At 72.4% G+C, this 24,534-nt stretch carries 19 protein-coding genes; 11 read left to right on the plus strand and 8 right to left on the minus strand.

What is annotated here, in order from left to right; all coding sequences use genetic code 11:
• Positions 1-247: 247 nt before the first annotated feature.
• Positions 248-1,147, minus strand: a complete 900-nt coding sequence (locus tag ACFVU9_RS19055) for a ricin-type beta-trefoil lectin domain protein (RefSeq protein ID WP_387594554.1) — start codon at positions 1,145-1,147, stop codon at positions 248-250.
• Positions 1,148-1,846: 699 nt separating this feature from the next.
• Between ACFVU9_RS19055 and ACFVU9_RS19060 the strand changes: the two genes are divergently transcribed.
• From ACFVU9_RS19060 to murJ, 5 genes are all read left to right on the plus strand, one after another.
• Complete coding sequence (locus ACFVU9_RS19060; protein WP_387594556.1) at positions 1,847-3,121, plus strand: MFS transporter; 1,275 nt, start codon at positions 1,847-1,849, stop codon at positions 3,119-3,121.
• A gap of 303 nt (positions 3,122-3,424) precedes the next feature.
• Positions 3,425-5,212, plus strand: coding sequence for a Stealth CR1 domain-containing protein (locus ACFVU9_RS19065; protein WP_387594558.1), 1,788 nt, complete (start codon positions 3,425-3,427; stop codon positions 5,210-5,212).
• A 57-nt stretch (positions 5,213-5,269) separates the two neighbouring features.
• On the plus strand, positions 5,270-5,836 hold the full coding sequence (locus ACFVU9_RS19070) for a GntR family transcriptional regulator (protein WP_387594560.1): 567 nt from the start codon (positions 5,270-5,272) through the stop codon (positions 5,834-5,836).
• 516 nt (positions 5,837-6,352) lie between these two features.
• Complete coding sequence (locus ACFVU9_RS19075; protein WP_387594562.1) at positions 6,353-7,111, plus strand: alpha/beta hydrolase-fold protein; 759 nt, start codon at positions 6,353-6,355, stop codon at positions 7,109-7,111.
• Positions 7,112-7,158: 47 nt separating this feature from the next.
• Entirely contained in the window at positions 7,159-9,048 is a 1,890-nt protein-coding gene (gene murJ, locus ACFVU9_RS19080; protein ID WP_387594564.1) for a murein biosynthesis integral membrane protein MurJ, read from the plus strand.
• Positions 9,049-9,269: 221 nt separating this feature from the next.
• Here the strand turns inward: murJ and ACFVU9_RS19085 are convergent, their stop codons facing one another.
• The 4 genes from ACFVU9_RS19085 to tdh form a co-directional block, all read right to left on the minus strand.
• A complete protein-coding gene (locus ACFVU9_RS19085) occupies positions 9,270-10,061 on the minus strand; it encodes a hypothetical protein (RefSeq protein ID WP_387594566.1) in 792 nt (263 codons plus the stop codon).
• A 265-nt stretch (positions 10,062-10,326) separates the two neighbouring features.
• Positions 10,327-11,238, minus strand: coding sequence for a LysR family transcriptional regulator (locus ACFVU9_RS19090; protein WP_380444857.1), 912 nt, complete (start codon positions 11,236-11,238; stop codon positions 10,327-10,329).
• Positions 11,239-11,558: 320 nt separating this feature from the next.
• A complete protein-coding gene (locus ACFVU9_RS19095; RefSeq protein ID WP_387594568.1) occupies positions 11,559-12,752 on the minus strand; it encodes a glycine C-acetyltransferase in 1,194 nt (397 codons plus the stop codon).
• A gap of 143 nt (positions 12,753-12,895) precedes the next feature.
• Entirely contained in the window at positions 12,896-13,924 is a 1,029-nt protein-coding gene (tdh, locus tag ACFVU9_RS19100) for an L-threonine 3-dehydrogenase (RefSeq protein ID WP_380445828.1), read from the minus strand.
• Between the two features lie 469 nt (positions 13,925-14,393).
• On the opposite strand from tdh, the gene ACFVU9_RS19105 reads away from it, so the two are divergent.
• Positions 14,394-15,854, plus strand: coding sequence for a serine hydrolase domain-containing protein (locus ACFVU9_RS19105; RefSeq protein ID WP_387594570.1), 1,461 nt, complete (start codon positions 14,394-14,396; stop codon positions 15,852-15,854).
• A gap of 58 nt (positions 15,855-15,912) precedes the next feature.
• On the opposite strand, the gene ACFVU9_RS19110 is transcribed toward ACFVU9_RS19105, so the two are convergent.
• Positions 15,913-16,974, minus strand: coding sequence for an ATP-dependent DNA ligase (locus tag ACFVU9_RS19110; protein WP_387594572.1), 1,062 nt, complete (start codon positions 16,972-16,974; stop codon positions 15,913-15,915).
• A gap of 66 nt (positions 16,975-17,040) precedes the next feature.
• Here ACFVU9_RS19110 and ligD point away from each other — a divergent pair, with 66 nt between their 5' ends.
• The 3 genes from ligD to ACFVU9_RS19125 are packed head-to-tail and all read left to right on the plus strand — an operon-like array spanning position 17,041 to position 19,593.
• Positions 17,041-18,048 (plus strand): non-homologous end-joining DNA ligase, encoded by a 1,008-nt coding sequence (ligD, locus tag ACFVU9_RS19115; RefSeq protein WP_387594574.1) that lies wholly within the window; start codon positions 17,041-17,043, stop codon positions 18,046-18,048.
• Between the two features lie 28 nt (positions 18,049-18,076).
• Positions 18,077-18,727, plus strand: a complete 651-nt coding sequence (locus ACFVU9_RS19120) for a GNAT family N-acetyltransferase (RefSeq protein ID WP_387594576.1) — start codon at positions 18,077-18,079, stop codon at positions 18,725-18,727.
• Positions 18,727-19,593 carry an aminoglycoside phosphotransferase family protein gene (locus ACFVU9_RS19125; RefSeq protein ID WP_387594578.1) on the plus strand — a complete coding sequence of 289 codons (867 nt, stop codon included), beginning with the start codon at positions 18,727-18,729 and terminating at the stop codon, positions 19,591-19,593. Before ACFVU9_RS19120 ends, ACFVU9_RS19125 begins: the two co-directional genes overlap by 1 nt.
• On the opposite strand, the gene ACFVU9_RS19130 is transcribed toward ACFVU9_RS19125, so the two are convergent.
• On the minus strand, positions 19,580-20,092 hold the full coding sequence (locus tag ACFVU9_RS19130) for a hypothetical protein (RefSeq protein ID WP_387594580.1): 513 nt from the start codon (positions 20,090-20,092) through the stop codon (positions 19,580-19,582). The two genes, ACFVU9_RS19125 and ACFVU9_RS19130, sit on opposite strands and share 14 nt — an antisense overlap.
• A gap of 134 nt (positions 20,093-20,226) precedes the next feature.
• Between ACFVU9_RS19130 and ACFVU9_RS19135 the strand changes: the two genes are divergently transcribed.
• Positions 20,227-20,484 carry a hypothetical protein gene (locus ACFVU9_RS19135; protein ID WP_387594582.1) on the plus strand — a complete coding sequence of 86 codons (258 nt, stop codon included), beginning with the start codon at positions 20,227-20,229 and terminating at the stop codon, positions 20,482-20,484.
• A 61-nt stretch (positions 20,485-20,545) separates the two neighbouring features.
• Here the strand turns inward: ACFVU9_RS19135 and ACFVU9_RS19140 are convergent, their stop codons facing one another.
• On the minus strand, positions 20,546-21,754 hold the full coding sequence (locus tag ACFVU9_RS19140) for an 8-amino-7-oxononanoate synthase (RefSeq protein ID WP_387594584.1): 1,209 nt from the start codon (positions 21,752-21,754) through the stop codon (positions 20,546-20,548).
• A 192-nt stretch (positions 21,755-21,946) separates the two neighbouring features.
• Here ACFVU9_RS19140 and ACFVU9_RS19145 point away from each other — a divergent pair, with 192 nt between their 5' ends.
• Positions 21,947-24,439 (plus strand): DEAD/DEAH box helicase, encoded by a 2,493-nt coding sequence (locus tag ACFVU9_RS19145; protein WP_380502139.1) that lies wholly within the window; start codon positions 21,947-21,949, stop codon positions 24,437-24,439.
• The last annotated feature ends 95 nt before the right edge of the window (positions 24,440-24,534 follow it).

Genomic DNA, 24,534 nt, shown 5'->3' on the forward strand with positions numbered 1-24,534 from the left:
CGCCCCGCTCGTCTGGGAGGTTCTCGTGGGCTGAATGTTCTCCACGCGACTTGCACACACGTTGACGCTGGGCTCTGAGCCCGCTCCGAGCGTCTCGCTACGATTCCCGGCCGCAGCCGGTTGATCGCCGTGTTGCCGCCACCCTGGAATTCGTCGTTGCCGGAGGGCCTTCACCGTTCGACGGAATCACGGGCCCGGGCCGTGAACAACCGCACAGCCCTGGTGCCGGACGTATTCCGGCGAGTTGCTACGGCTTGGTCCACTTCTGGTTGGCGCCGCCGGTGCAGGTGTACAGGGTCGCGGGAGAGCCGTTGTCGGTTCCCCAGCCCTTGACTTCGAGACACAGGCCGGTGGTCTGGTGGCGAATGGTGTTGTCGGCGTTGTCCAGGTTCCACTTCTGGTTGCTCTCACCCGTGCAGGCGACGGCGTGCATCGGAGCGGGGAGCTTGGAGGTGTCGCCGGCGGGGGCGAGGCAGTTGCTGCCGAAGACCCGCAGTTCCTTGGCGCGGGTGTGGGTGAACTTCTGGTTGTCGCCGCCCCAGTGGTCCCAGATGATCACGCTGCCGTCGCTCTTGGCGTCCAGTGCCTTGCCGGAGGCCTTTCCGGTGAAGGCGAAGGTGTGCGCGTTCGCGTCCTTGACCCAGTCCGTGACGTTGTCGGTACGGGTGATCACGGCCTGGTTCTTGCCGGCGGGCTCGCCTATGCAGTTGTGCAGGGAGGAGGTGCTGGTGACACCGACGAGTTCGCCCTTGCCGTTGATCACGGGACCGCCGGCGTCGCCGCGGCAGATGGCGCCGCTGACATCGCCGTTGAGCGAGGACGCGGTGATGCCCTTGTCCTCCACGCTGACGGAGGTCTGGGCGCGTGACACCGGCACCCACTCGTCCTTGGTGCGGCCGTAGCCGACGGCCTTGAGCGGTTCGCCCATGGCGACGGAGGTGGCGAGGGCGATGGGGGTGACGCCGGTGGCCGGGCGTTCCAGGTACAGGAGAGCCAGGTCGCGGTTGTCGTGGGCCCTGAGTTCGGTGACGGCCAGAGTCTGGCCGGCCCAGAACGCGAGCACCGCGGGCACGACGCAGGAGAGCGGCGTCCAGAAGACGAGCGACCCAGCAGCTGCGCCAGGATGGACAGCTTCTGCGGCGGCCACCGGGAGTTGAGGAGGTGGTGCAGGGGCCCGGTGTGGCCCGCTCCGGCGGCGACGGCGAAGTAGGCGTACTTCCCGTCCGGCTGGAACGCCGGGATGACGCAGAGAAAGATCAGTGCGAGTGCGGCGGCCGAGGCGGCCGCGGTGGCCAGCCCGAGCCGTCTGTTGCCCTTCAGGAAGACGTAGCACCCTACGGCCGCGACGGTGACGGGCAGGCTTCTGAAAAACCGGTGCGAGCACCCACATTTGTGACCGCAGAAGCCATGCTACGGAGACCGGCACCCGAGGCTCAGGGGCGAAGGACCCGGGCTGATCGGGAGAACTCACAACTTCTTGCTGCCTTGCAGTCGCCTTGGTCTCGCCACAGGCGGCCCCAACGCGACCGCGACAGAAACCGGATTCACCTCTCGCATCCACTTAAGCATCACTGGTTTGTCGCACTTCGTGAATCTGAATACTCACCTGCGCAACCACCCCCGCTCGTAGGTTCGTTCGCACCTGAATGTTCTCGAAGGGGTGAAGAGTGACGAATGTGACCGCCGGCAGGGACGTGCCCGGGGCCGGCACCGCCACCGTGTCGCTCTCGGATCTCGTCGAGTGGCATGTGGTCCGGGACCCCGATGCGCCCGCCGTGGACTACCCCGGCTCCGGGATATCGCTGAGCTGCGGCGAGACCGGCCGAGACCCCGAGGATCCAACCGCATGAGGCCCTCCCCGGGGGACGGTCGGACGTTCCTGCCGCTGCGACACCGCGACTTCCGGCAGCTCGCCGGCGGGCGGTCGCTGATCTACTTCGCCAACGCGATGGCGCCCGTGGTGCTCGGCTTCGCCGTGCTCGACCTCACCGGATCGACGACCGACCTGGGCTTCGTCGTGGGCGCGCGATCGCTCGCCAACGTCGCGCTGCTGCTCCTCGGCGGCGTCGTCGCCGACCGGTTCTCCCGGACCGTGATCCTCCAGGGCTCGGCGGCCGGGGCCGCCCTGGTGCAGGCCGTAATCGCACTGACCGTCCTCCTCGGCTGGACCTCCGTACCTCTCCTCGTCGCCCTCGGCGTGGCCAACGGCGCGCTGTCCGCACTCTCGCTGCCGGCCTCGGCAGCGCTGACCCCGCAGACCGTCCCCGCGGACGTGCTGCGGCCGGCCAACGCCCTGATGCGCATGGCCACCAACATCGGCATGATCGTCGGGGCCTCGCTCGGCGGTGTGGTCGCCGCCCTGATCGGCCCCGGATGGGGACTCGCGGCCAACGCGCTCTGCCTGTTCCTCGCCGCGGTGTGCTTCCACGGTGTCCGGGTCCCGGCGAACGACAACGGGCCGGCCGAACGCTCCCGCCCCCTGCATGAACTGCGGGAGGGATGGCGCGAGTTCACCGCCCACACCTGGGTGGTCGCCGTCGTCCTCCAGTTCACCGTCGTGAACGCCGTCGTCGCCGGCGGCATCCAGGTCCTCGGGCTCGGCATCGCCGACGACACCTTCGGGCGCGGCTGGTGGGGCGCAGTCCTGGCCGCGCAGATGATCGGCGCCGTCGCGGGCGGCGTCCTCGCCGCGCGCTCACGCACCCGGCACGCGCTGCGCCTGGGCGTGGCCCTCGTGACGCTGGAGGCGGTACCGCTGGTGGTGCTCGCCGAAGCACCGCACGCCCTGTTGCTCGGTGTGGCGATGTTCCTGAACGGCGTGGCCCTAGAGCAGTTCGGAGTGGCCTGGGACGTGTCGCTCCAGGAGAACATCCCCACCGACCGCCTCGCCCGCGTCTACTCCTATGACGCGCTGGGGTCGTTCATCGCCCTGCCCGTCGGCGAGATGCTGGCGGGCCCGGTGGCCAATCTGGCCGGTGAACGGGCGACGCTGCTGTCCGGCGCCGTGCTGGTGGTGCTGGCCACCGCCGCCGCACTGCTGAGCCGCGACCTGCGCCGCCTGCCCGTCGCCCCCGCCGCGCCCGGACGGCCCGCCAAGGACCGGGATACCGACGCCGCGTAGCGCGGCGGGCCGCAAACCCTCAGACCGCCGGTGACCTGTCCGGCCGGCTCGATGACGGGGCGAAGCCTCATGTCGTGGATCTGCGGGTCGACGCGGGATGGCGTGCCCGCCACACATCAGACCTGGAAGTAGAAGGAGATCCGGATCGTGGAGTCGATCCCGGGCAGCGCGGCAACGTTCGCCGAGGCCGTCCACCTGACCGATCCGCCCGAGCCATCGACAGGGAACTCCGATGCCGGGCCCCCGGAGTCCGGTCGGGCCGGGCGTCATGACGGCGCCGATGCGTTCGGGCGAGAAGGCCTGGTGCTCCGCCTCCGCACGGCCGGGCGTGCCCTGCGCGCCGCGGCCCGCAGGGCACGCCCGAGTGCGGTGCCGGCGACGCCGGAGCCGGTTCCTCCGAGCGCCGAGGACCTCCGCCACCGGCGCGAGGAAGAACTGCTGGCCCTGCACCCGGGCCTGGTGCGGGAACGCGGCCTGGTGACCGAGGTGCGGGACGACCTACTCGCCGCGGACGCCTTCCTGCGCAGTTTCACGGAGATCACCGACGTGCTGCGCACACGCGGGATCACGTTCGCGCCGATCCCCCGCCACGGCTCCCGCCAGTGGGTGGTGATCCCACCAGGGCTGCGGGCCGACGTACTGGCAGCCTGCGCCACGGCGTTCCGCGGCGTTCCCGTCTACGCCGATCTCCTCGGCCACGACCACACACATCGGACCGTCCTGGCGGAGGAACTCCCGGACGCGGTGGCCGAGTTGGAGGGCCATATCAAGCCCGCCGCCGCAACCGCAGACCACACCGACTCCATTGCCCCGGAGCCGGAACCCGTACGGGTCAAGGGCGTGCGGCTCTACCGTCCGGTGGTGACGAGCGGGCGGAGCCTCTTCTACGGCCACGAGTACGGCTGCGATCTGGACTTCTGGGACTCCGCACAACCCTCCGAAGGCGCCATCGCCGCGATCCACGAACCGCCGTTCGGCTGGTGGACGCCCTCCCTCGCAGCGGATTCCACCGTACGGATCGCCGACCGGGACTTCCCGGTGCCGGCCACCTTCACCCGGGCACGCCTGAACGACATCACCTTCCCGGTGGACGCGGTCATCACCTGGGTCGACGACGGCGACCCCGTCTGGCAAGCCCGCCGCGCCGCCGCACTCACCGCACTCCCGGACCTTCCCGGCCCGCCGTCCAGCGGGACCGGCGACGAGCGTTTCCGCAACCGCGACGAACTGCGCTACTGCCTGCGATCGATCGCGATGTACACACCCTGGATCCGCCACATCCACCTGGTCACCGATGATCAGCTGCCCCACTGGCTCACGACCGAGCACCCCGACCTCACCGTGGTCCACCACCGGGAGCTCTTCACCGACCCCTCGACGCTGCCGGTCTTCAACTCCCACGCCATCGAGACCCAGCTCCACCGGGTTCCCGACCTCGCCGAGCACTTCCTGTACTTCAACGACGACATGTTCCTCGGACGACCACTGCGCCCCGAGCAGTTCTTCCAGGGCAACGGCGTCCCGCTCGTCAACCTCGACTCCCGAGTGATCCCGCCCGGGCCGGTCACCGCCTCCGACGACGAGTACGTCGCCGCACAGAAGAACACCCGCGCCCTCGTACACCGCAGGTTCGGCCGGGACACCACCAACACGCTCCGCCACACGCCGTACCCGCTGACCCGCACGCTGCTCACCGAGAGCGCCGAGGACTTCGCCGCCGAACTCGCCGACACGGCTCGCTCCGTGTTCCGCTCGCCCACCGACATCGCCCCGATCACCCTGGCCGTCGCCCGCGGCTACCTCACCGGCCACGTCGCGTGGGGCCGGCTCGGGCACCACGACACCGACATCGGCCGGCAGGCCCAACTCGACCGGCTCCCCGCGCTCCTCCACGACCGCGCGACAGACACCTTCTGCCTCAACGACGGGGCTCTCGACCACCTCGACCACCTCGACCACGCCGAGCAGGACCGGGCCATCACAGCCTTTCTCCAGGACTACTTCCCCGTCCCCGGACCGTTCGAGGCCACCCCGCCACTCCCGACGGCACAGCGGCCCGCGACCGACCAGCCACCCGAGCCAGGGCCTTGAGGACGAACAGTGCCCGATGCCCCCAGGCCATGAATCCCACCGCGACAAGCCTTCCGGATGATCCACATGAAGACGAATCCGCAGGAACCCACGCCGGCCGAGGCGAGAAGCCGGCCGCACTACAAGACGCTCGCCACCCACCTGGTCAGAGGACTTCCCGCGGGCCTGCCGCCGGACCAGCTACCTCCCGCATGGAAGATCGCGCACTGGTACCGAATCCCGCTATCCACAGCACAGTTCGTCCGGCGGGCCGCCACCACCCGGCTACGCCCACCACTCCGGCTGTGCCCGGACGACTCCGCGTGCCCCGTGTGGGTCGGTGTGGCGGCGGATCTGCGCGAGCGCATCCGGGAGGGCCGCTTCAGCGGACGGATGCCGGGACGCAAGCCGCTCGCGGCCGCCTACAAAGTCGGGACCGACACAATCGGCAAGGCCCTCGAACTGCTCGCCGATGAGCACCTGGTCGAGATCAGGCCGGGGACGCAGGGCACCTACGTCTCCCAAGAGCTACTCGACGAAGGAGAGGTGAGCCGACACGACGCTCGCCTGATCGGGGCCCCGGTCAGCAAACAGGACCGAGACGCGGCGACACCAGGAACGACCGGCAGCGAGAACACGACGTGACGGCCCGAGACGGTCAGGGCGGGCCGACCCAGGGCCGCTTGAGCCGACGCGGTGTACTCAGGGGCCTGATCGGAGGCCCCGTCCTCCTCCTCACCGCCTGCGACAACGCCAAGACCGCCGGCACACGTCACCGCCGGTGGCTACGGCCGCCCCGGTGGCTGCGATGGCGGCAGTGCGCCGGAGGCCTCCGCTGTCGCGATCATCGTAGGACCCGCAGGCCTACCTGAGATCCGCGGACCGCGCCAGCCGGTTCGCCATATTTCGGCGGCCGACGAGTCAACGAAAGTCGTCATGTCGGCTCATATTCTCCCCCTGAACACACGGCGAGCCGAGCGACCGCCTTGGCGTCAGGACTCAAGCAGAGTCATCCCTCCGAACCTCACCCACATGAAACTGACTGGCTCACTCTTTCTCTTTCTCTCGATCGTCTTCGTCCCCCTTTCCGTGGGCCTCCTGATGTCCCTTTGGAACCGGGTGGGCGGTCCGCAGCCACTCCGCTTCGCAAGTCGCCTCGCCATGGTCCTCTTCACCCAAGCGACCGCCATCACGCTGGTGTTCGTCGTCGTCAACAACAGCAACCAGCTCTACGGCAGTTGGGGAGACCTGCTCGGTACCGACAGCCACGTACGGGCCGTTCCCGTGCCACCAGTCGAGGAAGCGGTGCCCAACAAGGTCGGGCCCGGCGCTCCGGAACAGCCCAAGGTCATCCAGCAGTTCGGGCCGGTCGACGACAACGCGGTGCCGAAGGACGTGAGGACGACCGACGTGAAGGACCGGATCTCCGGCGTGGACGGCAAGGTCAACGCCGAGACCTGGCTGGCGCGCGACGTCCCGCAGATGATCCTCGACAACTTCCGCGCCGAGCCCGGCCCCGAGAACTGGGCCGTGGCCGGCTACTCGGCAGGCGCACACTGCGCCGCGCGCCTCGCCCTGGCGCATCCGAACCGCTACCACGCCGGTATCGGCATGTCCGGCTACAACGACCCGAACGGTCAGCGGGACTCGCTCACCGCGAAGGACCCGCACCTGCGGGAGATCTCCAACCCGCTGTACGCGCTGACCCACGCGCAGACACCGCCGAATGTCGCCCTCTACCTGACGGGCCAGAAGGGCGACGGCTACGAGGACGCGCTGGCCCTGCAGAAGGCGGCCAAGGCACCGACCTCCGTCACCCCGGTGGAGGTCGACGGGCCGCATCTCACCTCCACGTGGACGCGGCTGGTCCCGTCCGCGTTCACCTGGCTGACCCGGACGATCGCCGCGAAGACGGGCTGAGCAGCATCCGACCGAAGCGCCCCGGGCACCGAGAGACAGAGAACCACATGACCATACCCAGCACCTGCGAGCCGACCGGCCCGTACGACATCCCGACGGCCACCCCCTCCGGTGGGCTTCCGTCGGCCCCGGTGCCTCCCAGCATCTCCATCCCGGCACCCGGCGTCACGCCGGCCACCGGTCCAACCGTCAACGAAGCGTCTGCCACCGCCAGGGCCGGTCGGACCTCCAGCGGCAGCCTGATCATGGCGCTCGGCTCGCTCACCTCGCGCGCGCTCGGTTTCGTCCGGGCCGCGGTGATCGCCGCCGCCCTCGGCACCGCCGCGGTCGGGGACGGCTACGCCGTGGCGACCATGCTGCCGAACACGATCTTCATCATGCTGATCGGCGGCGTCCTCAACTCGGTCTTCGTCCCGGAGCTGGTCCGGGCCGCCCAGCAGCACGACGACCACGGCGCGGCGTACACCAACCGGCTGCTGACGGCCTGTGGGACGGCGCTGCTCGTGATCACCGCGCTCGCCTTCACCTGTGCGCCGACGATCGTGGACGCGTACACCGGTTACGGTCCGCACGACACGGCGCAGCGCGAACTCACCCTCGCGCTGGCCAGGTACTGCCTCCCGGCGATCCTGTTCCACGGGCTGTTCGGGTTGCTGGGGCAGGTGCTCAACTCCCGCGACCGCTTCGGGGCGATGATGTGGGCCCCGGTGCTCAACAACGCCGTCGTCATCGCCGTCTTCGCCCTCTACCTGGTGCTGTACGACTACGCGGGTTCGGCGGAGGACGTCTCCGGCGGCGGAGCCGCTCTGCTGGGCCTGGGCAGCGCCTTCGGCGTCCTGGTGCAGGCGCTCGCGCTGCTGCCCTCGCTGCGCGCCTCCGGCTTCCGCTACCGCCCGCGATTCGACTGGCGCGGCGCCGACCTCGCCGGCCCGTTGCGGGCGGCCGGGTGGGCCCTTCTGCTGGTTGTGGTCACTCAGCTGTCCTTCCTGGCCATCACGAACCTGGCCACCGGCGCGCTGTCCAAGGCCCACGGGGACGGACTGACCGCCGGCCTGGGCTACAGCGCCTACAACAACGCCTACCTGCTCTTCAACGTCCCCCAGGGCATCGTCTCGGTCTCCCTGGTGACGGCGATCCTGCCGGGCATGTCCCGCTCGGCGACGGCGGGCCGGTTCACCGAGGTCGGCCGGGAACTCGCCCGGACCCTGCGGACGACGGCCGGGATCATCGTGCCGGCCACCCTGGGCCTCCTTGCCCTCGCGGGCCCGATCACCGACCTCGCCTACGGTCACGGCGGCGTCTCGACCGCCGACACCGAAGTGATCGCCCAGACCCTGGCGGCCTTCGCGCTCGGCCTGCCGGCCTTCTGCGCCCAGTACACGCTGGCCCGCGGCTTCTACGCGATGGGCGACGCCCGCACGCCCTTCTGGCTCACCGCAGTGACCGCGGGGAGCAACGTGCTGCTCTCCGCCGTCGCCTTCCTGGTGCTGCCGAGCCGCTGGATCATCGTCGGCATGGCGGTGGCGCACACCCTCGCCGTACTGATCGGTGCCGCCCTCACCAGCCGGGCGCTGGACCGCCGACTCCGCCGGGAGGCCGAGGCGCTCCGGACCAGCCCTCCGCCGGCAGGCACCCAATACACGCCGGCCCGTAGCGGGCTGGACGACGGCGGGATCGTCCGCCTCCACCTGACGCTGGTGATCGCCGGCGCGCCCGGCGCGCTGGCCGGGTACTGCCTGGCCGGATGGTCCGACGACCTGCTGGACGGCGGGGCGATCGCCGCCATGACGTCACTTGGCTTCGGCTCGGCGGCCGTCCTCGCCTCGGTGCTGGTGCTGGCCCGCCCGCTCGGGGCCGACTCCGTGGTCGCCCCGCTGGCCCGCAGGCTGCGCATCCCCTACCCGGCTCCGGCACGCCGGGGCAGACACCGCCGATGAGTCCTCACTTCCTGCGGGCGTCCGGACTCGGCGGGGAATCGTCGACAAGAAGACCGCGCGGCCAGAAAGCCAGAGAGCCAGAGAGCCAGAGAGCCAGAGAGCGAGTTAGTGGATTCTGTGACACCACCTGCATCAGGCTCGCAGCGCCGATCCAACCCCGGCCTGGCGGGAGCGGGCACGGCCGGATCCCTCCCGATGCGACGACACGCCTGGCCAGTACGTCAGCTCCTGTTTCCGTCGGCACCGCACGGGAGCACGGCCCCGGGGTGGGCTGCTTGGAGGTCGTGCAGAACCTGGGTCTCGACGGTGTGGATGGCCGTGGGCGGGACGTTGATGAGCTGGTCGAAGGGCCGGTCGACGTTCTGGATGATGACGAGCGCGCTGCCCAGCAGGACGGTGATGGCGACGAGCGCCGCGAGCTGCCCGCGGTTGTCCCGGTGTGGCACGGCGATGCCCAGGGCGATCACCGTCATCGCGAGCACGGTCAGCAGGAACCAGAAGATCGGAGCCGGGATGCTGGGGCTGGCCTGCGCCACCCGTTCCTCTCGCGCGAGGGAGCGCTGGTCGTCGGCTGCGACGAGCATCCCGAACGCCTGCTCGGTGCGCAGTGTCCGGAACACTCCGCGAAATGCGTAGCTCCACTGGTCCGAGGCGTCCGAGCTGCGCACGGCGGCCATGGCGGGCCACTCGGCCGTCCGTACGGTACGGGCGTAACAGACCACGTCCTGGAGCAGCTGGCTCTGCTGGGGCTCGGGGGCGTACGTGGCCATGGCGGCCAGGTGGGCCAGCTCGTGGGCTTCGCGGCGGGCCGCGTCGCCGGCCTGAGCGTACGAAGCGGAGGCGGTGACCAGGACGAAGGCCAGCAGCAGGATGGTCAGGGTCTGCATGGGGCCGATCAGTTCCTGGACCTTCATCCCCTGGTCGGCCTCGGTGACCATCCTTGGGCGCAGGTACCGGTTCGCAGCAACCGACGCCGACAGCGCGGCGGCGAGGACCACGATGATGACGATCACGACGGGGGCCACCTCCTGAAGCGATCTTCACGACACCGGATGTCCCGGGCGGGTTGACCCGCCGCACGCGCCGCCCAAATGGGTGGGGCCCGTGTCCGGGCCATGTACTCAGGTGAATGCCCGGCGAGCTCCACTCGCGCCGTAGAGGCCTTGCCTGCGCCGGAAGTCGGGACTCGTGCCGGAGTCCGCTGCCAGGTCCCGCAACGGGGCCGACGGGACGGTGCCGATCGGCTCGTTCTCCCGGGCCCGGCAGTTCGGTACGACCTCAGGCGGTCGTCGTGGCCGCCTCGGCCAGGGCGTCCAGCACCGGGCGGATCAGCGGGTGCCCGTCCGCGCCCGCGCGGACCGCGGCGAAGACGCGGCGGGTGGCGAGCTCGCTGTCCACCGGGCGGACGGCCACCTGCCCGAGGTCGACGCCGCGCAGGGCCGAGCGCGGCACCAGGGCCACGCCCGCGCCGGCGGAGGCGAGGGCGACGACGGCCCGGAAGTCGTCCGAGGAGTGGACGAGGCGGGGCTGGAAGCCGGCGTGCTCGCAGGCCAGCAGGACGACGTCGTGGCAGGGGTTGCCGGGGTAGGGCCCGATCCAGGGCTCGGCGGCGAGGTCGGCGACGGCGATCGGGCCGGTGCCGGCGGCCAGCGGGTGGCCGAGCGGCAGGACGGCCTCGAACGGCTCGGCGTACAGCGGCACGCGGGTGAGTCGGGCGTCGTCGGCGCGCGGGGCACCGCGGTACTCGACGGCCACGGCCAGGTCCGCGCGCCCGTCGAGGACCATCGGGAGGCTGGCGTCGCCCTCGGCGTCCAGCACCTTGAGCCGCACGCCGGGGGCGCGCGCGGCGAGCAGGCCGATGGCGGGGGCGAGGACGAGGGCGATGCCGGTCGCGAAGGAGGCGACGGTGACCTCCCCCGCGACGCCCGCACTGTACGCGGCGAGGTCGGCCTCGGCCCGTTCGAGCTGGGCGAGGACGGCGTCGGCGTGGCCGAGCAGGATCTCCCCGGCGGCGGTGAGGCGCACGCCCCGGCCCTCGCGGGCGAGCAGGTGGTGGCCGGTCTCCTGCTCCAGGGCGGCCAGCTGCTGGGAGACCGCGGAAGGGGTCAGGTAGAGGGCGGCCGCGGCCGCGGTCACGGTGCGGTGGTCCGCCACGGCCCGGAGGGTCCGCAGCCGTCGTGCGTCGATCACACCCCAATTCTGCCAGCGCGCCGGGGTGATCCCGGCCGGGCCGGCCGGGCGCCGACCGGCGGCGGCCCGGATTCCGCCGTGCGGAAAGGGCGTTGGCCGTCCTTGTGCCGATCTTCACGCCGACCGCGGCGGTGCTCGCGGCCGCCGCCGCACCGGCGGGGACCGGGCGCCGGAACCGCGAACGGGAGGGGGAAGCCGCGGGGGGACGGCTTCCCCCTCCCGGGCGGGAGGGTGGGGCAGTTGGTACTTGGAGCCCGTGGCCGGTCCGGTTCCGAGCGGACCGGCCACGGGCGGTTCATGGGGGCCGGGCCCCGGCGGGGCTACTCCCCGAGCGCGGCGCGCGCGTCGACGAAGGCCGCCACGGCGCGCTCGACGTCCTCGGTGGAGTGCGCGGCCGACAGCTGCACCCGGATGCGGGCCTGGCCGTGCGGCACGACCGGATAGGAGAAGCCGATCACGTACACACCGCGCTCCAGCAGGAGCTCGGCGAGCCGGCCCGCCTTCGCCGCGTCGCCGATCATCACCGGGGCGATCGCGTGGTCGCCGGGCAGGATCTCGAACCCGGCCTCGGTCATCTTCGTGCGGAACAGCGCCGTGTTGGCCGCGAGCCGCTCGCGCAGCTCGTTCGAGTTCTCGACCAGGTCGAGCACCTTCAGCGAGGCGGCCGCGATCACCGGGGCGAGCGAGTTGGAGAACAGGTACGGGCGCGAGCGCTGGCGCAGCAGGGCGACGATCTCGCGGCGGGCGGCGACGTAGCCGCCGGAGGCGCCGCCGAGGGCCTTGCCGAGGGTGCCGGTGATGATGTCCACGCGGTCCATCACGCCGTGCAGCTCGGGGGTGCCGCGGCCGCCGGCGCCGACGAAGCCGACGGCGTGCGAGTCGTCGACCATGACCATCGCGTCGTAGCGGTCGGCGAGGTCGCAGATCTCGCGCAGCGGGGCGACGTAGCCGTCCATCGAGAAGACGCCGTCGGTGACGATCAGGCGGCGGCGGGCGTCCTGGGTCTCCTTGAGCTGCTGCTCCAGGTCGGCCATGTCGCGGTTGGCGTAGCGGTGGCGGCGGGCCTTGCTGAGCCGGATGCCGTCGATGATGCTCGCGTGGTTGAGCGCGTCGGAGATGACGGCGTCGTTGGCGTCGAGGAGGGTCTCGAAGACGCCGCCGTTGGCGTCGAAGCAGGAGGAGTACAGGATGGTGTCCTCCTGGCCGAGGAACGCCGAGAGGCGGTCCTCCAGCTCCTTGTGGACGTCCTGCGTGCCGCAGATGAAGCGCACCGAGGCCACGCCGTAGCCCCAGCGGTCCAGCGCGTCCTTGGCGGCGGCCAGCACCTCGGGGTGGTCGGCCAGGCCGAGGTAGTTGTTGGCGCAGAAGTTGAGCACCTCGCCGGGGCGGCCGCCGCCGGTGACGGTGACGGCGGCGCTCTGCGGAGAGCCGATCACCCGCTCCGGCTTGAACAGGCCGGCCTCGCGGATCTCGTCGAGGGTGGCGGCGATGTCGGCGCGCACGTTGTCGAACACGAACGGTCTCCTAGTCGATTCGGCGGGGCGGGTGCTCGGGCGGGCGGTGCTCGGGCGGGCGGTGCTCGGGCGGAGCGGGGCGGTGCTCAGGCGGTCCGGCGGGGCTGACGCGCTCCGGCGGGCTCAGGCGGGCTCAGGCGGGCTCAGGCGGTCCAGTCGAGGATGATCTTGCCGCAGTTCCCGCCGGCCGCGTCGTCGAAGGCGGCCTCGAAGTCGTCGGCGGCGTAGCGGCCGGTGATCACCGGGCTGAGGTCCAGGCCGCCCTCCAGCAGCACGGACATCGCGTACCAGGTCTCGAACATCTCGCGGCCGTAGATGCCCTTGATGGTGATCATCGAGGTGACGACGCGGGCCCAGTCGACCGGGAAGTCGTCGGCGGGCAGGCCGAGCATGGCGATCTTCCCGCCGTGGGTCATGTTGGCGATCATCGACTGCATCGCCTCGGGGCGGCCGGACATCTCCAGGCCGACGTCGAAGCCCTCGCGCAGGCCGAGCTTCTGCTGGCCCTCCTCGATGGTGTGCTCGGCGACGTTGAGCGCCAGCGTCACGCCGACCTCGCGGGCCAGGTCGAGGCGGTACGGGGAGACGTCGGTGATCATCACGTTGCGCGCGCCGGCGTGCTTGGCGACGGCGGCGGCCATGATCCCGATCGGGCCGGCGCCGGTGACCAGCACGTCCTCGCCGACCAGCGGGAAGGACAGCGCGGTGTGCACGGCGTTGCCGAACGGGTCGAAGATCGCGGCCACGTCGAGGTCGACCGGCACCCGGTGCACCCAGACGTTGGAGGCCGGCAGGGCGACGTACTCGGCGAACGCGCCGTCGCGGTTGACGCCCAGGCCGATCGTGTTGCGGCACAGGTGGCGGCGGCCGGCCAGGCAGTTGCGGCACTTGCCGCAGACCAGGTGGCCCTCGCCGCTGACCAGGTCGCCGACCGCGATGTCCGCGACGCCGGCGCCGATCTCGGCGACCTCGCCGACGAACTCGTGGCCGATCACCATCGGGGTCTTGATGGTCTGCTGCGCCCAGCCGTCCCACTTGCGGATGTGCAGGTCCGTGCCGCAGATGCCGGTCCGCAGGACCTTGATCAGCACCTCGCCGGGGCCGATCTCGGGCTTCGGGACGTCCATCAGCCAGAGTCCGGGCTCGCTCTTGTGCTTGACGAGTGCCTTCACGGGCTTCGGCTCCTGACGTGCGAATGGGCGCCTGCGGACGTGGGCAGGCCGAGGCGGCCCGCAGCGGCCGCTCCTGGCGACCGCACCTCCGGGCAGGCAGAAATCTGCCTGGTGGGGAGGGGTGCGGTCCATCGAGGAATTCTTAAGGGCGGCCACAGCTGGGCTAAACGATCGTGCCCGAGCTGGGCCCCGGCGCGGGTGCGGCGTGCCGTCGGCCACCCGTTCGGCGGAGCGTGCGGCCGCCACGGCGACACCAACCGGGTGGCCGGACGGGGTACTTGACAGCGCGCCGCCAGCCGGATTGGGGCACTCGGCTGACGGCGGGCCCGTTCGGATCAGCCGGAAGTCGGCCCGCGCGCGGCCGGTCGGCAGCGGTGCTTACGGTGGCGCTGCTCCCGTGCGGCCCCGTGGAGCAGCGGCTCCGGGGCCCTCCGCCCCAGAGATTCGCCCCAGAGAGGCGCCTCGATCCATGACCAAGACCCGACGGCCGCGCCCGGCCGTTCCCCGGTCCATAGCCGTCCCCCGGTGCACCGCCACGCCCAGCCCGGTCCGCCGGGCGGGCGCCGCCGCACTGGCGCTGACCGGCCTGCTCTCCGCCGCGGCCTGCTCCGGCTCGTCGTCCGGGAAGCAGGCCGCCGAGCCGGTGATCACCGCCGAACCGGCCGCGCTCAGCCCGTCCTACGCCTCCCCGTCGGGCAGCACGTCCCCGAACGGCGTCGTGGCGCTCACCCCGGACGTCACCGCCAAGCTCGACGCGGCGGTCCAGCGGGTCCTGACCCAGACCGGTGTCCCCGGCATCAACGTCGGGATCATCACCCCCGGCGGGACGTACCTGAAGTCCTTCGGCGTCGCCGACAAGACCGCCGGAACGGCCATGGACCCCTCGCTCCACCTGCGGATCGGCAGCGAGACCAAGACCTTCACGGCGACCGCCGTGCTGCGCCTGGTCGACCAGGGCAAGGTGGGCCTGGACGACCCGATCTCCAAGTACGTGGACGGCGTCCCCGGCGGCGACGGGATCACCGTGCGCGAGCTCGGCGAGATGCGCAGCGGGCTGTTCCCGTACAGCTCCGACCCGGACTTCGTGAACACCCTGATCAACGACCCGAACCACGTGTTCACCCCGGACCAGCTGCTCGCCTACGGATACAAGCACCCGGCCGTCTCCCCGCCCGGCACGCAGTTCCAGTACAACAACAGCAACTACATCATCCTGGGCAAACTGGTCGAGAAACTCGGCGGGCAGCCGGCCGGGCAGTACATCACGGACCAGGTCATCACGCCGGCCACGCTGGGCCAGACCAGCTTCGCCACCGACCGGACCATGCCCTCGCCGTACGCCCACGGCTACACCGAGCAGACGCCGACCGGGGCGATCGCGGACGCCACGAACTGGGACCCGTCCTGGGCCTGGACGGCCGGCGCGATCATCAGCACCGTGGCCGACCTGGAGAGCTGGGCCAAGACCATGGCCACCGGCGCCCTCGTGAAGCCTGCCACCCAGGTCGAGCGCCTCAAGACCCTGCCGACCCCCGACCCCGGCGTCGGCTACGGCTTCGGGCTGTTCAACAACAACGGGTGGATCGGGCACAACGGCTCGATGCCGGGCTACGAGAGCGTCGCGGTGTACCTGCCGCAGGCGCAGAGCACGCTGGCGCTGCAGCTCAACACCGATGTGCTGTACCAGGGTTCGGAGCCGTCCTCGCTGTTCGCGAACGAGATCACCAAGATCCTCTCGCCGAAGTACGTCTACTCGATCCCGCCGGCGACGGCCGCGCCGTCGGCACCGGCATCGGGGTCGGCCTCGGCCTCCGGCTCGGCTTCGGGGTCGCCTTCGGGGTCGGCCTCGGGCTCCGCGTCGAGTTCGGCGTCCACCGGGATCTCGCCGTTGATCCCGGCGGGCAACTCGCCCTCCACCGTGCGGGCTTGAGCGCATCAAGGGAGGAGGCCCAACCCTTCCGGGGTCGGGCCTCCTCCTGGACGCTCCGTCACATGCCCAGCACCCGGGCCAGGTCGTACGACACCGGCTCGTCCAGCTGGTCGTACGTACAGCTCTTCGGCGTGCGGTCCGGCCGCCAGCGGCGGAACTGGGCGGTGTGCCGGAAGCGCGTGCCCTCCATGTGGTCGTACGCGACCTCGACCACCCGCTCCGGGCGCAGCGCCACCCACGAGAGGTCCTTGGTGCCGGTCCACCGGCTGACCGCCCCCGGCAGCCTGCCCTCCGCGTGCGCGGCCTCGTCGGCCCAGGCGCCCCACGGGTGTTCGGAGAGGTCCGTCAGGCGCAGCGGCGCCAGCTCCTCGGCCAGTTCACGGCGCCGGGCCATCGAGAAGGCGGCGCACACGCCGACGTGCTGGAGCCGGCCCCCGGCGTCGTTGATGCCGAGCAGCAGCGAGCCGACGACCGGGCCGCTCTTGTGCTCGCGGTAGCCGGCCACCACGCAGTCGGCGGTGCGCTCGTGCTTGATCTTGAACATGGTCCGCTCCCCCGGCCGGTAGGGCTGGTCCAGCGGCTTGGCCACCACGCCGTCCAGCCCCGCGCCCTCGTACTCGGCGAACCAGGTCTGCGCGAGGTCGCGGTCGGTCGAGGCGGGGGCGGTGAACACCGGGTCGGCGGCGCCGGCGAGCGCCGACTCCAGCGCCGCCCGGCGCGCCGACAGCGGCTCGTCCAGCAGCGACGCGTCGCCGAGCGCGAGCAGGTCGAAGGCGACGAACGAGGCGGGCGTCCGCTCGGCCAGCAGCTTCACCCGGCTCGCGGCCGGGTGGATGCGCTCCAGCAGCTCCTCGAACCGCAGCCGCCCGTCCCGGGCGATGACCACCTCGCCGTCGACCACGCAGCGCTCCGGCAGCTCCCGCCGCAACGCCACCACCAGTTCGGGGAAGTACCTGGTCAGCGGCTTGCCGGTGCGGCTGCCGAGCTCGACGTCGGCGCCGTCGCGGAACACGATCGTGCGGAAGCCGTCCCACTTGGCCTCGTACTGCATCCCCGGCGGGATCTTCGCCACCGACTTGGCGAGCATCGGCGCCACCGGCGGCATCACGGGCAGGTCCATGGGTCCGATCCTCGCGCGCGCCGCCAAAAGGCGCGCGGCGGGCGCGGCGCGCTTAGCGTGAGAGGCATGGGCTCAGCCGTGGAACTGGAGGTCGCCGGGCGCACCGTCCGCCTGTCGAACCCGGACAAGGTGTACTACCCGGAACGCGGGTTCACCAAGCTCGACGTCGCGCAGTACTACCTGGCCGTCGCCGACGGCGTGCTGCGCGGGCTGCGCGACCGGCCGACCACGCTGCAGCGCTTCCCGGAGGGCGTCGAGGGCGAGTTCTTCTACCAGAAGCGCGCCCCCAAGGGCCTGCCCGAGTGGCTGCCCACCGCCCGCATCAACTTCCCCAGCGGGCGCTCCGCCGACGAGATCTGCCCCACCGAACCCGCCGCCGTCCTGTGGGCCGCGAACCTCGGCTGCCTCACCTTCCACCCGTGGCCGGTCCGCCGCGCCGACACCGACCACATCGACGAGCTGCGCATCGACCTCGACCCGCAGCCCGGCACCGACTTCCACGACGCCGTCCGCGCCGCCCACGAACTGCGGGCGCTCCTGGAGGAGTTCGGGCTGCGCGGCTGGCCCAAGTCCTCCGGCGGGCGCGGCCTGCACGTCTACGTCCCGCTGGCGCCGGAGTGGACGTTCACCGACGGCCGGCACGCGGTGATCGCGCTCGGCCGGGTGCTGGAGCAGCGCATGCCCGGGAAGGTCACCACCGCGTGGTGGAAGGAGGAGCGCGGCGAGCGCATCTTCGTCGACTACAACCAGATGGCCCGGGACCGCACCATCGCCTCCGCCTACTCCCTGCGCGCCCGCCCCCGCGCCACCGCCTCCGCCCCGCTGCGCTGGGACGAGCTCGACGACGCCGCCCCCGAAGACTTCGACCTGCGGACCGTCCCCGCCCGCTTCGCCGAACTCGGCGACCTGAACGCCGGGATGGAGGGCGAGGCGTTCCGCCTGGAGGCGCTGCTGGAGCTGTACGACAAGCAGCTGCACGACGAGGGCCTCGGCGAACTCCCGTACCCGCCCGACCATCCCAAGGCCGAGGGCGAGCCGACGCGGGTCCAGCCGAGCCGGGCCAAGAAGAAGTGACGTGACGTAGCCCGCTAGGCTCGGCGCCATGGGAACACGGGGGCTGGCGGAGATTCTGGCGGACGCGGAGGGCGGGGTCTTCCCGCCGTCGGACGGAGCGGTGACGGTCGTCCCGCAGCCGTCGGAGCGTGAGGCGGGTGTGCTGTCGTTCTCCGCGCACGCGGTCGTCTTCACCGACGAGGACCCGGCCTGGGTGCACGGGACGCTCGCCGCCGTGCCGAGCGATCCGCTCGCCGCGCCGCTCTGCCCGCCGTTCCTCACCGCCTTCGCCGCGCGCACCGGGCGCGTGGTCAACAACATCGACCTGCTCACCGTCGCCACCCGCCTGCCCGGCCCGCCGCCGCTCCCGCTGGCCCCCGTCGAGGACCGGGAGCACCCGCGCGTCGTCCGCGCCCTGCGGTACCGCGAGGACGTCCGCGTGTTCACCGCCGAGGGCGGCGTGCTCGTCCTCGGCCGCGGCGTCGCCGGCCGCTGGGAGGCCGCCATCGAGGTCGACCCGCAGGCCCGCGGGCGCGGCCTCGGCCGGGCCCTGGCCACGGCCGCCCGACACCTGCTGCCCGAGGGCGACGTCCTGTGGGCGCAGCAGGCGCCGGGCAACGCGACCAGCGTCCGCGCGTTCCAGGCCGCCGGGTACAAGCCCGTCGGCGCCGAGGTGCTACTGATCGTGGGGCGGCCGTGATGGCCCCGTCCGTCGTCCCGGAAGACGTCCGCGCCCGGTTCGCCGTCCGCTTCGGGCCGTCGGCGGAGGCGTGGTGCGACGCCCTGCCTGCGCTCGTGGACGGGCTCGCGGGCCGTTGGGGCCTGAGCGTGGTCGCGGCGGGCGGGGGCGGGACGGCCCGGGTGTTCCGCTGCACGGACGGCGCCGGCGCCACCGTGTGGCTCAAGCTCACCCCGGACCGCCGGGTCGCGGCCGAGGAGGAGGCGGCGCTGCGGGCCTGGGCGGGCCTGCCCTCCGTCGTCCGGCTGCTCGCGCACGACGACGCGACGGGCGCACTGCTGCTCGCGGGCGTCGCCCCGGGAACGACGTTGCGGCAGCGGGCGTGGCGGCCGGAGGAGGTCGCGGAGCTGCTGTCGGCGCTGCGTTCCGTCCCCGTCGACGGGGTGGCCCTGCCGTCGCTGGCGCAGCGGGTGGACTTCCTGTTCGACCTCACCGAGCGCCGTGCCCCCGGGCTCGTCCCGGCGTCGGCACGCGCCTTCGCGCTCTCCCTCGCGGCGGACGGCCCCGTCGCCCTCGTCCACGGCGACCTGCACCCCGGCAACGTCCTCGACGGGCCGGACGGACCGGTCGCCATCGACCCGCGCGCGACGCTCGGCGACCCGGACTTCGACCTCGTCGACTGGGTGCTCGACGGCGTGACGTCCCGCGCGGACCTCGACCGTCGCATCGCCGGCCTCTGCGCGCTCGTACCCGGCTCCGACCCCGCCCGCGTCCTCGCCTGGTGCCGCGCGATCGCGCCGATCGTCGCCGGCCCGCGCATCGCCGCCGGGCGGGACGGCGCGGACACCGTCTTCCTGGCGGAGCTGGGCGGCCTCAGAGTCCGATGACGGCCAGGGCGATCCAGGCCACCCCGGCGATCGTCAGCACCACGACCAGGACGAGCGCCGCCACCCCCGGCACGAGCATCGCCTTTCCCTCGGCCATGCCCAGCCCGAGCCCCACCATCACCAGCAGCCCGACCGCGCCGGGCAGCAGCGTCAGCGAGATCAAGGTGACCGTCCGCGCGACCTCGGCCGCCGAGACGACGTGGCACTCGTCGCCCTCGCACACCGCCCGCACGCCCTGCCCCACCGAGGCCCCGGACCAGATCCGCGCCCGCTCGTTCGCCGCACCGCCGCCGTCCGGCCGGAACACGCCCCGGCAGTCCGCGGGCGGCGGCCCGTCCTCGTAGGCGGAGATCACGCACGTGGCGGCCGTGAACTCCCCCGACACCCCCACCAGCCCGGCCGCCCGCTCGAACTGCCGCACCGGCCCGCCGACCAGCCACCCCGACAACCAGAGCAGCAGCACCCCGACGACCACGGCCACCGCCCGCCGATCCGCCATGACCCACCCCCGCCACGGGGGGACGCCCGCCGCCGACCCCTGGTTGCCGTCACCCGATCGGGTGTGGTTCGCCCGGTCCGGGCACAAGGCGGCGTGTGGCCGTGTTCCTGGGCTACGACGGAAGGGAGCACATCATGACCGACGCCGAGATCAGGATTCCGGTCGAGGCCCGCGACCGGCTCGCCGCGCTGGCGGCCGCCGAGCAACTACCGCTCCGCGCCTACCTCGTTCGCCTCGCCGGGGTGGTGCCCCCTCCGACGGACAGGACCGAGCACGCCGAGCGGGCCCGCGCGGCCCTCAAGGCGTGGAACGGCTACGACCCGAGCCCCGAGGACGTCGAGGTGCTGGACGCCGAGCTCGCCCGGCGCCTGGCCGGGGCGGTGGCCGGGTGACCGGACGGCATGCCGGCCTCGCGCGGTCCTCGGCGGGACCGCGGCTGCAGGCCGCCGGCGGTCAGCCCAGCCGGGCGCCCGCCGGGGCCAGGTCGGCGATGGTGCGGACGGCTTCGGCGATCTGGGCGTCCGTCAGGTCGCCGCGGGCGGTGAGGCGCAGGCGGGAGATGCCGTCCGGGACGGACGGGGGGCGGAAGCAGCCGACGGCGAGGCCGGCGCGGCGGCAGTCGGCGGCCCAGGCGACGGCGGCCTCGGGGCCGGGGGCGCGGACGGAGACCACGGCGGCGTCCGGTTCGCAGGCGTGCAGGCCGGCGGCGGTGAGGCGGGCGGCGAGGGTGCGGGCGACCTCGCGGGTGCGGTCGGCGCGGTGGGGTTCGGCGCGCAGGAGGCGCAGGGCGGCGAGGGCCGCGCCGGCGGCGGCGGGGGCGAGGCCGGTGTCGAAGATGAAGGTGCGGGCCGTCTCGGTCAGGTGGCGGATGACGCGGCGCGGACCGAGGACGGCGCCGCCCTGGGAGCCGAGGGACTTGGAGAGCGTCACCGTCGCGACGGTGTCGGGCTGCCCGGCGAGGCCGGCCGCGGCGAGGGCGCCGCGGCCGCCGGGGCCGAGGACGCCGAGCCCGTGGGCGTCGTCGACGAGCAGCGCGGCGCCGTGGGCGCGGGCGGCGGCGGAGAGGGCGGGCAGCGGGGCGGCGTCGCCGTCCACCGAGAAGACGGAGTCGGTGACGACCAGCGCCCGCCGCTGCGTGCGCTCGCCGAGCGCCCGGCGGACGGCGTCCGGGTCGCTGTGGGGGGCGCGGTGGACGTCGGCGCGCGCGAGGCGGCAGCCGTCGATGAGGGAGGCGTGGTTGTAGGCGTCGGACACGATGACGGTGTCCGGGTCGGTGAGCGCGGTGAGCGCGGCGAGGTTGGCGGTGTACCCGGAGGAGAAGACCAGCGCGGCCTCCACCCCGCAGAACGCGGCCAGTTCCGCCTCCAGTTCGGTGTGCAGCGCCGTCGTGCCCGTCACCAGCCGCGACCCCGTCGACCCGCCGCCCCACCGCAGCGCCGCGTCCGCCGCCGCCCGGGTCACCATCGGGTGCCGGGTGAGCCCGAGGTAGTCGTTCCCCGCGAGGTCCAGCAGCCCGTCCTCGGCCTCCCGGCTGCGCAGCGTCCGCGTCAGCCCGGCGTCGGCGCGCAGCGCGGCGGCCTCGTCCAGCCAGTCGAAGACCCCCGCCGGGGCGGGGGCGGTCGAGTGCGATTCGGGGGCGTCGGACGCGAGGGGGTGGGCCATGCCCGGCACTCTGGCACGCGCCCCGACGACCGGGCAATGTGCGACTCGGCACATGATCGGCGCCCGCGGTTGTGCGCGCCCGCAGGACGTCCGGCGCGCCGATCGTGCGCCCACCGTGCCGTCGTGAGGGGGCGGGCTTTGCCCGGGGTGGCGGCCAGCAGGCAAGATAGCCGGGTGAGCCTCCTAGATCTGATGCCGAAGCCCGCCACGCCCGATGCGCTGTTCGAGACGTTCGCAGCCTGGGCGGAGGAGCGTGGGATCACGCTGTACCCGGCGCAGGAGGAGGCGCTGATCGAGTTGGTGTCGGGGAACAACGTCATCCTCGCGACGCCGACCGGGTCGGGGAAGAGCCTGGTGGCGGCGGGGGCGCACTTCGCCGCGCTGGCGGAGGGGCAGCGGACGTTCTACACCGCCCCGATCAAGGCGCTGGTGTCGGAGAAGTTCTTCGACCTGGTGAAGATGTTCGGCACCGAGCAGGTCGGCATGATGACCGGCGACGCGAGCGTGAACCCGACCGCGCCGATCATCTGCTGCACGGCCGAGGTGCTGGCGCAGATCGCGCTGCGCGACGGTACCCGGGCGGACATCGGGCAGGTCGTGATGGACGAGTTCCACTTCTACGCGGAGCCGGACCGCGGGTGGGCGTGGCAGATCCCGCTGCTGGAGCTGCCGCAGGCGCAGTTCCTGCTGATGTCGGCGACGCTCGGCGACGTGCGCCGGTTCGAGGAGGACCTGACCCGGCGCACCGGGCGGCCCACGACCGTGGTGCGCAACGCGACGCGTCCGGTGCCGCTGTTCTACGAGTACCGCCGCACGACGATGCACGACACGCTGGAGGAGCTGCTGAAGACCGGCCAGGCGCCGGTCTACGTCGTGCACTTCACGCAGAAGGAGGCGGTGGAGCGGGCGCAGTCGCTGATGAGCATCAACATGTGCTCGAAGGCGGAGAAGGACGCCATCGCCGACCTGATCGGCAACTTCCGCTTCACCACCAAGTTCGGCCGCAACCTGTCGCGGTTCGTGCGGCACGGCATCGGCGTGCACCACGCGGGCATGCTGCCCAAGTACCGCCGGCTGGTCGAGCGCCTGGCGCAGGCGGGTCTGCTGAAGGTCATCTGCGGCACGGACACGCTCGGCGTCGGCGTCAACGTGCCGATCCGCACGGTGCTGTTCACCGCGCTGTCGAAGTACGACGGCACCCGGGTGCGGATCCTGCGCGCCCGCGAGTTCCACCAGATCGCCGGGCGGGCCGGGCGGGCCGGGTTCGACACGGTCGGCCAGGTGGTGGCGCAGGCGCCCGAGCACGTGATCGAGAACGACAAGGCGATCGCGAAGGCCGGGGACGACCCGAAGAAGAAGCGCAAGGTCGTCCGGAAGAAGGCCCCGGAGGGCTTCGTCGGCTGGACCGAGGAGACCTTCGAGAAGCTGATCGCCGCCGACCCGGAGCCGCTGGTGTCGCGGTTCAAGGTGAGCCACGCGATGCTGCTGTCGGTGATCGGCCGCCCGGGCAACGCCTTCGAGGCGATGCGCAAGCTGCTGACCGACAACCACGAGGAGAAGGCGGCGCAGCGCCGGCACATCCGCACCACGATCGCGATCTACCGCTCGCTGCTGGAGGGCGGCGTGGTCGAGCGGCTGCCGGAGCCGGACGCCGAGGGCCGGATCGTGCGCCTGACCCTGGACCTCCAGGAGAACTTCGCGCTCAACCAGCCGCTGTCCACCTTCGCGCTGGCCTCCTTCGAGCTGCTCGACCCGGCCTCGCCGTCGTACGCGATGGACGTGATCTCCGTCGTGGAGGCCACGCTGGACGACCCGCGCCAGATCCTCGCCTCGCAGCAGAACAAGGCGCGCGGCGAGGCCGTCGGCGAGATGAAGCGCGACGGGATCGAGTACGAGGAGCGCATGGAGCGGCTCCAGGAGATCACGTACCCGAAGCCGCTGGAGGAGCTGCTCACCCACGCCTACGAGGTCTACCGCCGGGCGCACCCGTGGATCGGCGACCACCAGCTGGCGCCGAAGTCCGTGGTCCGCGACCTGTACGAGCGGGCGATGACGTTCTCGGACTACGTCGGCCACTACGAGCTGGCCCGCACCGAGGGCATCGTGCTGCGCTACCTGGCGGGCGCCTACAAGGCGCTGGAGCAGACCGTCCCCGAGGACGTGAAGACCGACGACCTCAAGGACGTCATCGCGTGGCTCGGCGAGCTGGTCCGCCAGGTCGACTCCAGCCTGCTCGACGAGTGGGAGCAGCTCGCCAACCCGACCGAGCCGCAGGCCGCCGAGGTGACGCTGGACGACAAGCCGGCGCCGGTCACCGCCAACGCGCGGGCCTTCCGGGTGCTGGTGCGCAACGAGATGTTCCGCCGCGTGGAGCTGTGCGCGCTGGAGCACTGGAACGAACTCGGACAGCTGGACGGCGAGTACGGCTGGGACGCGGACCGCTGGGCGGACGCCATGGACGGGTACTGGGACGAGTACGACGACCTCGGCACCGGCCCGGACGCGCGCGGCCCGAAGATGCTGATCATCGAGGAGGAGGACTCCGCCTGGCGGGTCCGCCAGATCTTCGACGATCCGGCGGGCGACCACGACTGGGGGATCAGCGCGGAGGTCGACCTGTACGGCTCGGACGAGGAGGGCCGCGCCGTGGTGCGCGTGACCGCGGTGGACCGGCTGGGCGGCTGACGATCGGCCGACGGCCCGTCAAGACGTGAAGGAGGGGGCCCGCTTGAGCAAGCGGGCCCCCTCCGGCGTACTGCAGTGGGCGGGCCGGGACGTGT

This window comes from Kitasatospora sp. NPDC057936 (assembly GCF_042887525.1).
In the GTDB taxonomy this organism is placed as follows: domain Bacteria; phylum Actinomycetota; class Actinomycetes; order Streptomycetales; family Streptomycetaceae; genus Kitasatospora.

Coding starts and splice junctions, on each gene's coding strand:
- ACFVU9_RS19060 (WP_387594556.1), top strand. CDS start 1,847: ATGAGGCCCTCCCCGGGGGACGGTCGGACGTTCCTGCCGCTGCGACAC.
- ACFVU9_RS19070 (WP_387594560.1), top strand. CDS start 5,270: ATGATCCACATGAAGACGAATCCGCAGGAACCCACGCCGGCCGAGGCG.
- ACFVU9_RS19075 (WP_387594562.1), top strand. CDS start 6,353: ATGGTCCTCTTCACCCAAGCGACCGCCATCACGCTGGTGTTCGTCGTC.
- murJ (WP_387594564.1), top strand. CDS start 7,159: ATGACCATACCCAGCACCTGCGAGCCGACCGGCCCGTACGACATCCCG.
- ACFVU9_RS19105 (WP_387594570.1), top strand. CDS start 14,394: ATGACCAAGACCCGACGGCCGCGCCCGGCCGTTCCCCGGTCCATAGCC.
- ACFVU9_RS19110 (WP_387594572.1), bottom strand. CDS start 16,974: ATGGACCTGCCCGTGATGCCGCCGGTGGCGCCGATGCTCGCCAAGTCG.
- ligD (WP_387594574.1), top strand. CDS start 17,041: ATGGGCTCAGCCGTGGAACTGGAGGTCGCCGGGCGCACCGTCCGCCTG.
- ACFVU9_RS19120 (WP_387594576.1), top strand. CDS start 18,077: ATGGGAACACGGGGGCTGGCGGAGATTCTGGCGGACGCGGAGGGCGGG.
- ACFVU9_RS19125 (WP_387594578.1), top strand. CDS start 18,727: ATGGCCCCGTCCGTCGTCCCGGAAGACGTCCGCGCCCGGTTCGCCGTC.
- ACFVU9_RS19130 (WP_387594580.1), bottom strand. CDS start 20,092: ATGGCGGATCGGCGGGCGGTGGCCGTGGTCGTCGGGGTGCTGCTGCTC.
- ACFVU9_RS19135 (WP_387594582.1), top strand. CDS start 20,227: ATGACCGACGCCGAGATCAGGATTCCGGTCGAGGCCCGCGACCGGCTC.
- ACFVU9_RS19140 (WP_387594584.1), bottom strand. CDS start 21,754: ATGGCCCACCCCCTCGCGTCCGACGCCCCCGAATCGCACTCGACCGCC.
- ACFVU9_RS19145 (WP_380502139.1), top strand. CDS start 21,947: ATGCCGAAGCCCGCCACGCCCGATGCGCTGTTCGAGACGTTCGCAGCC.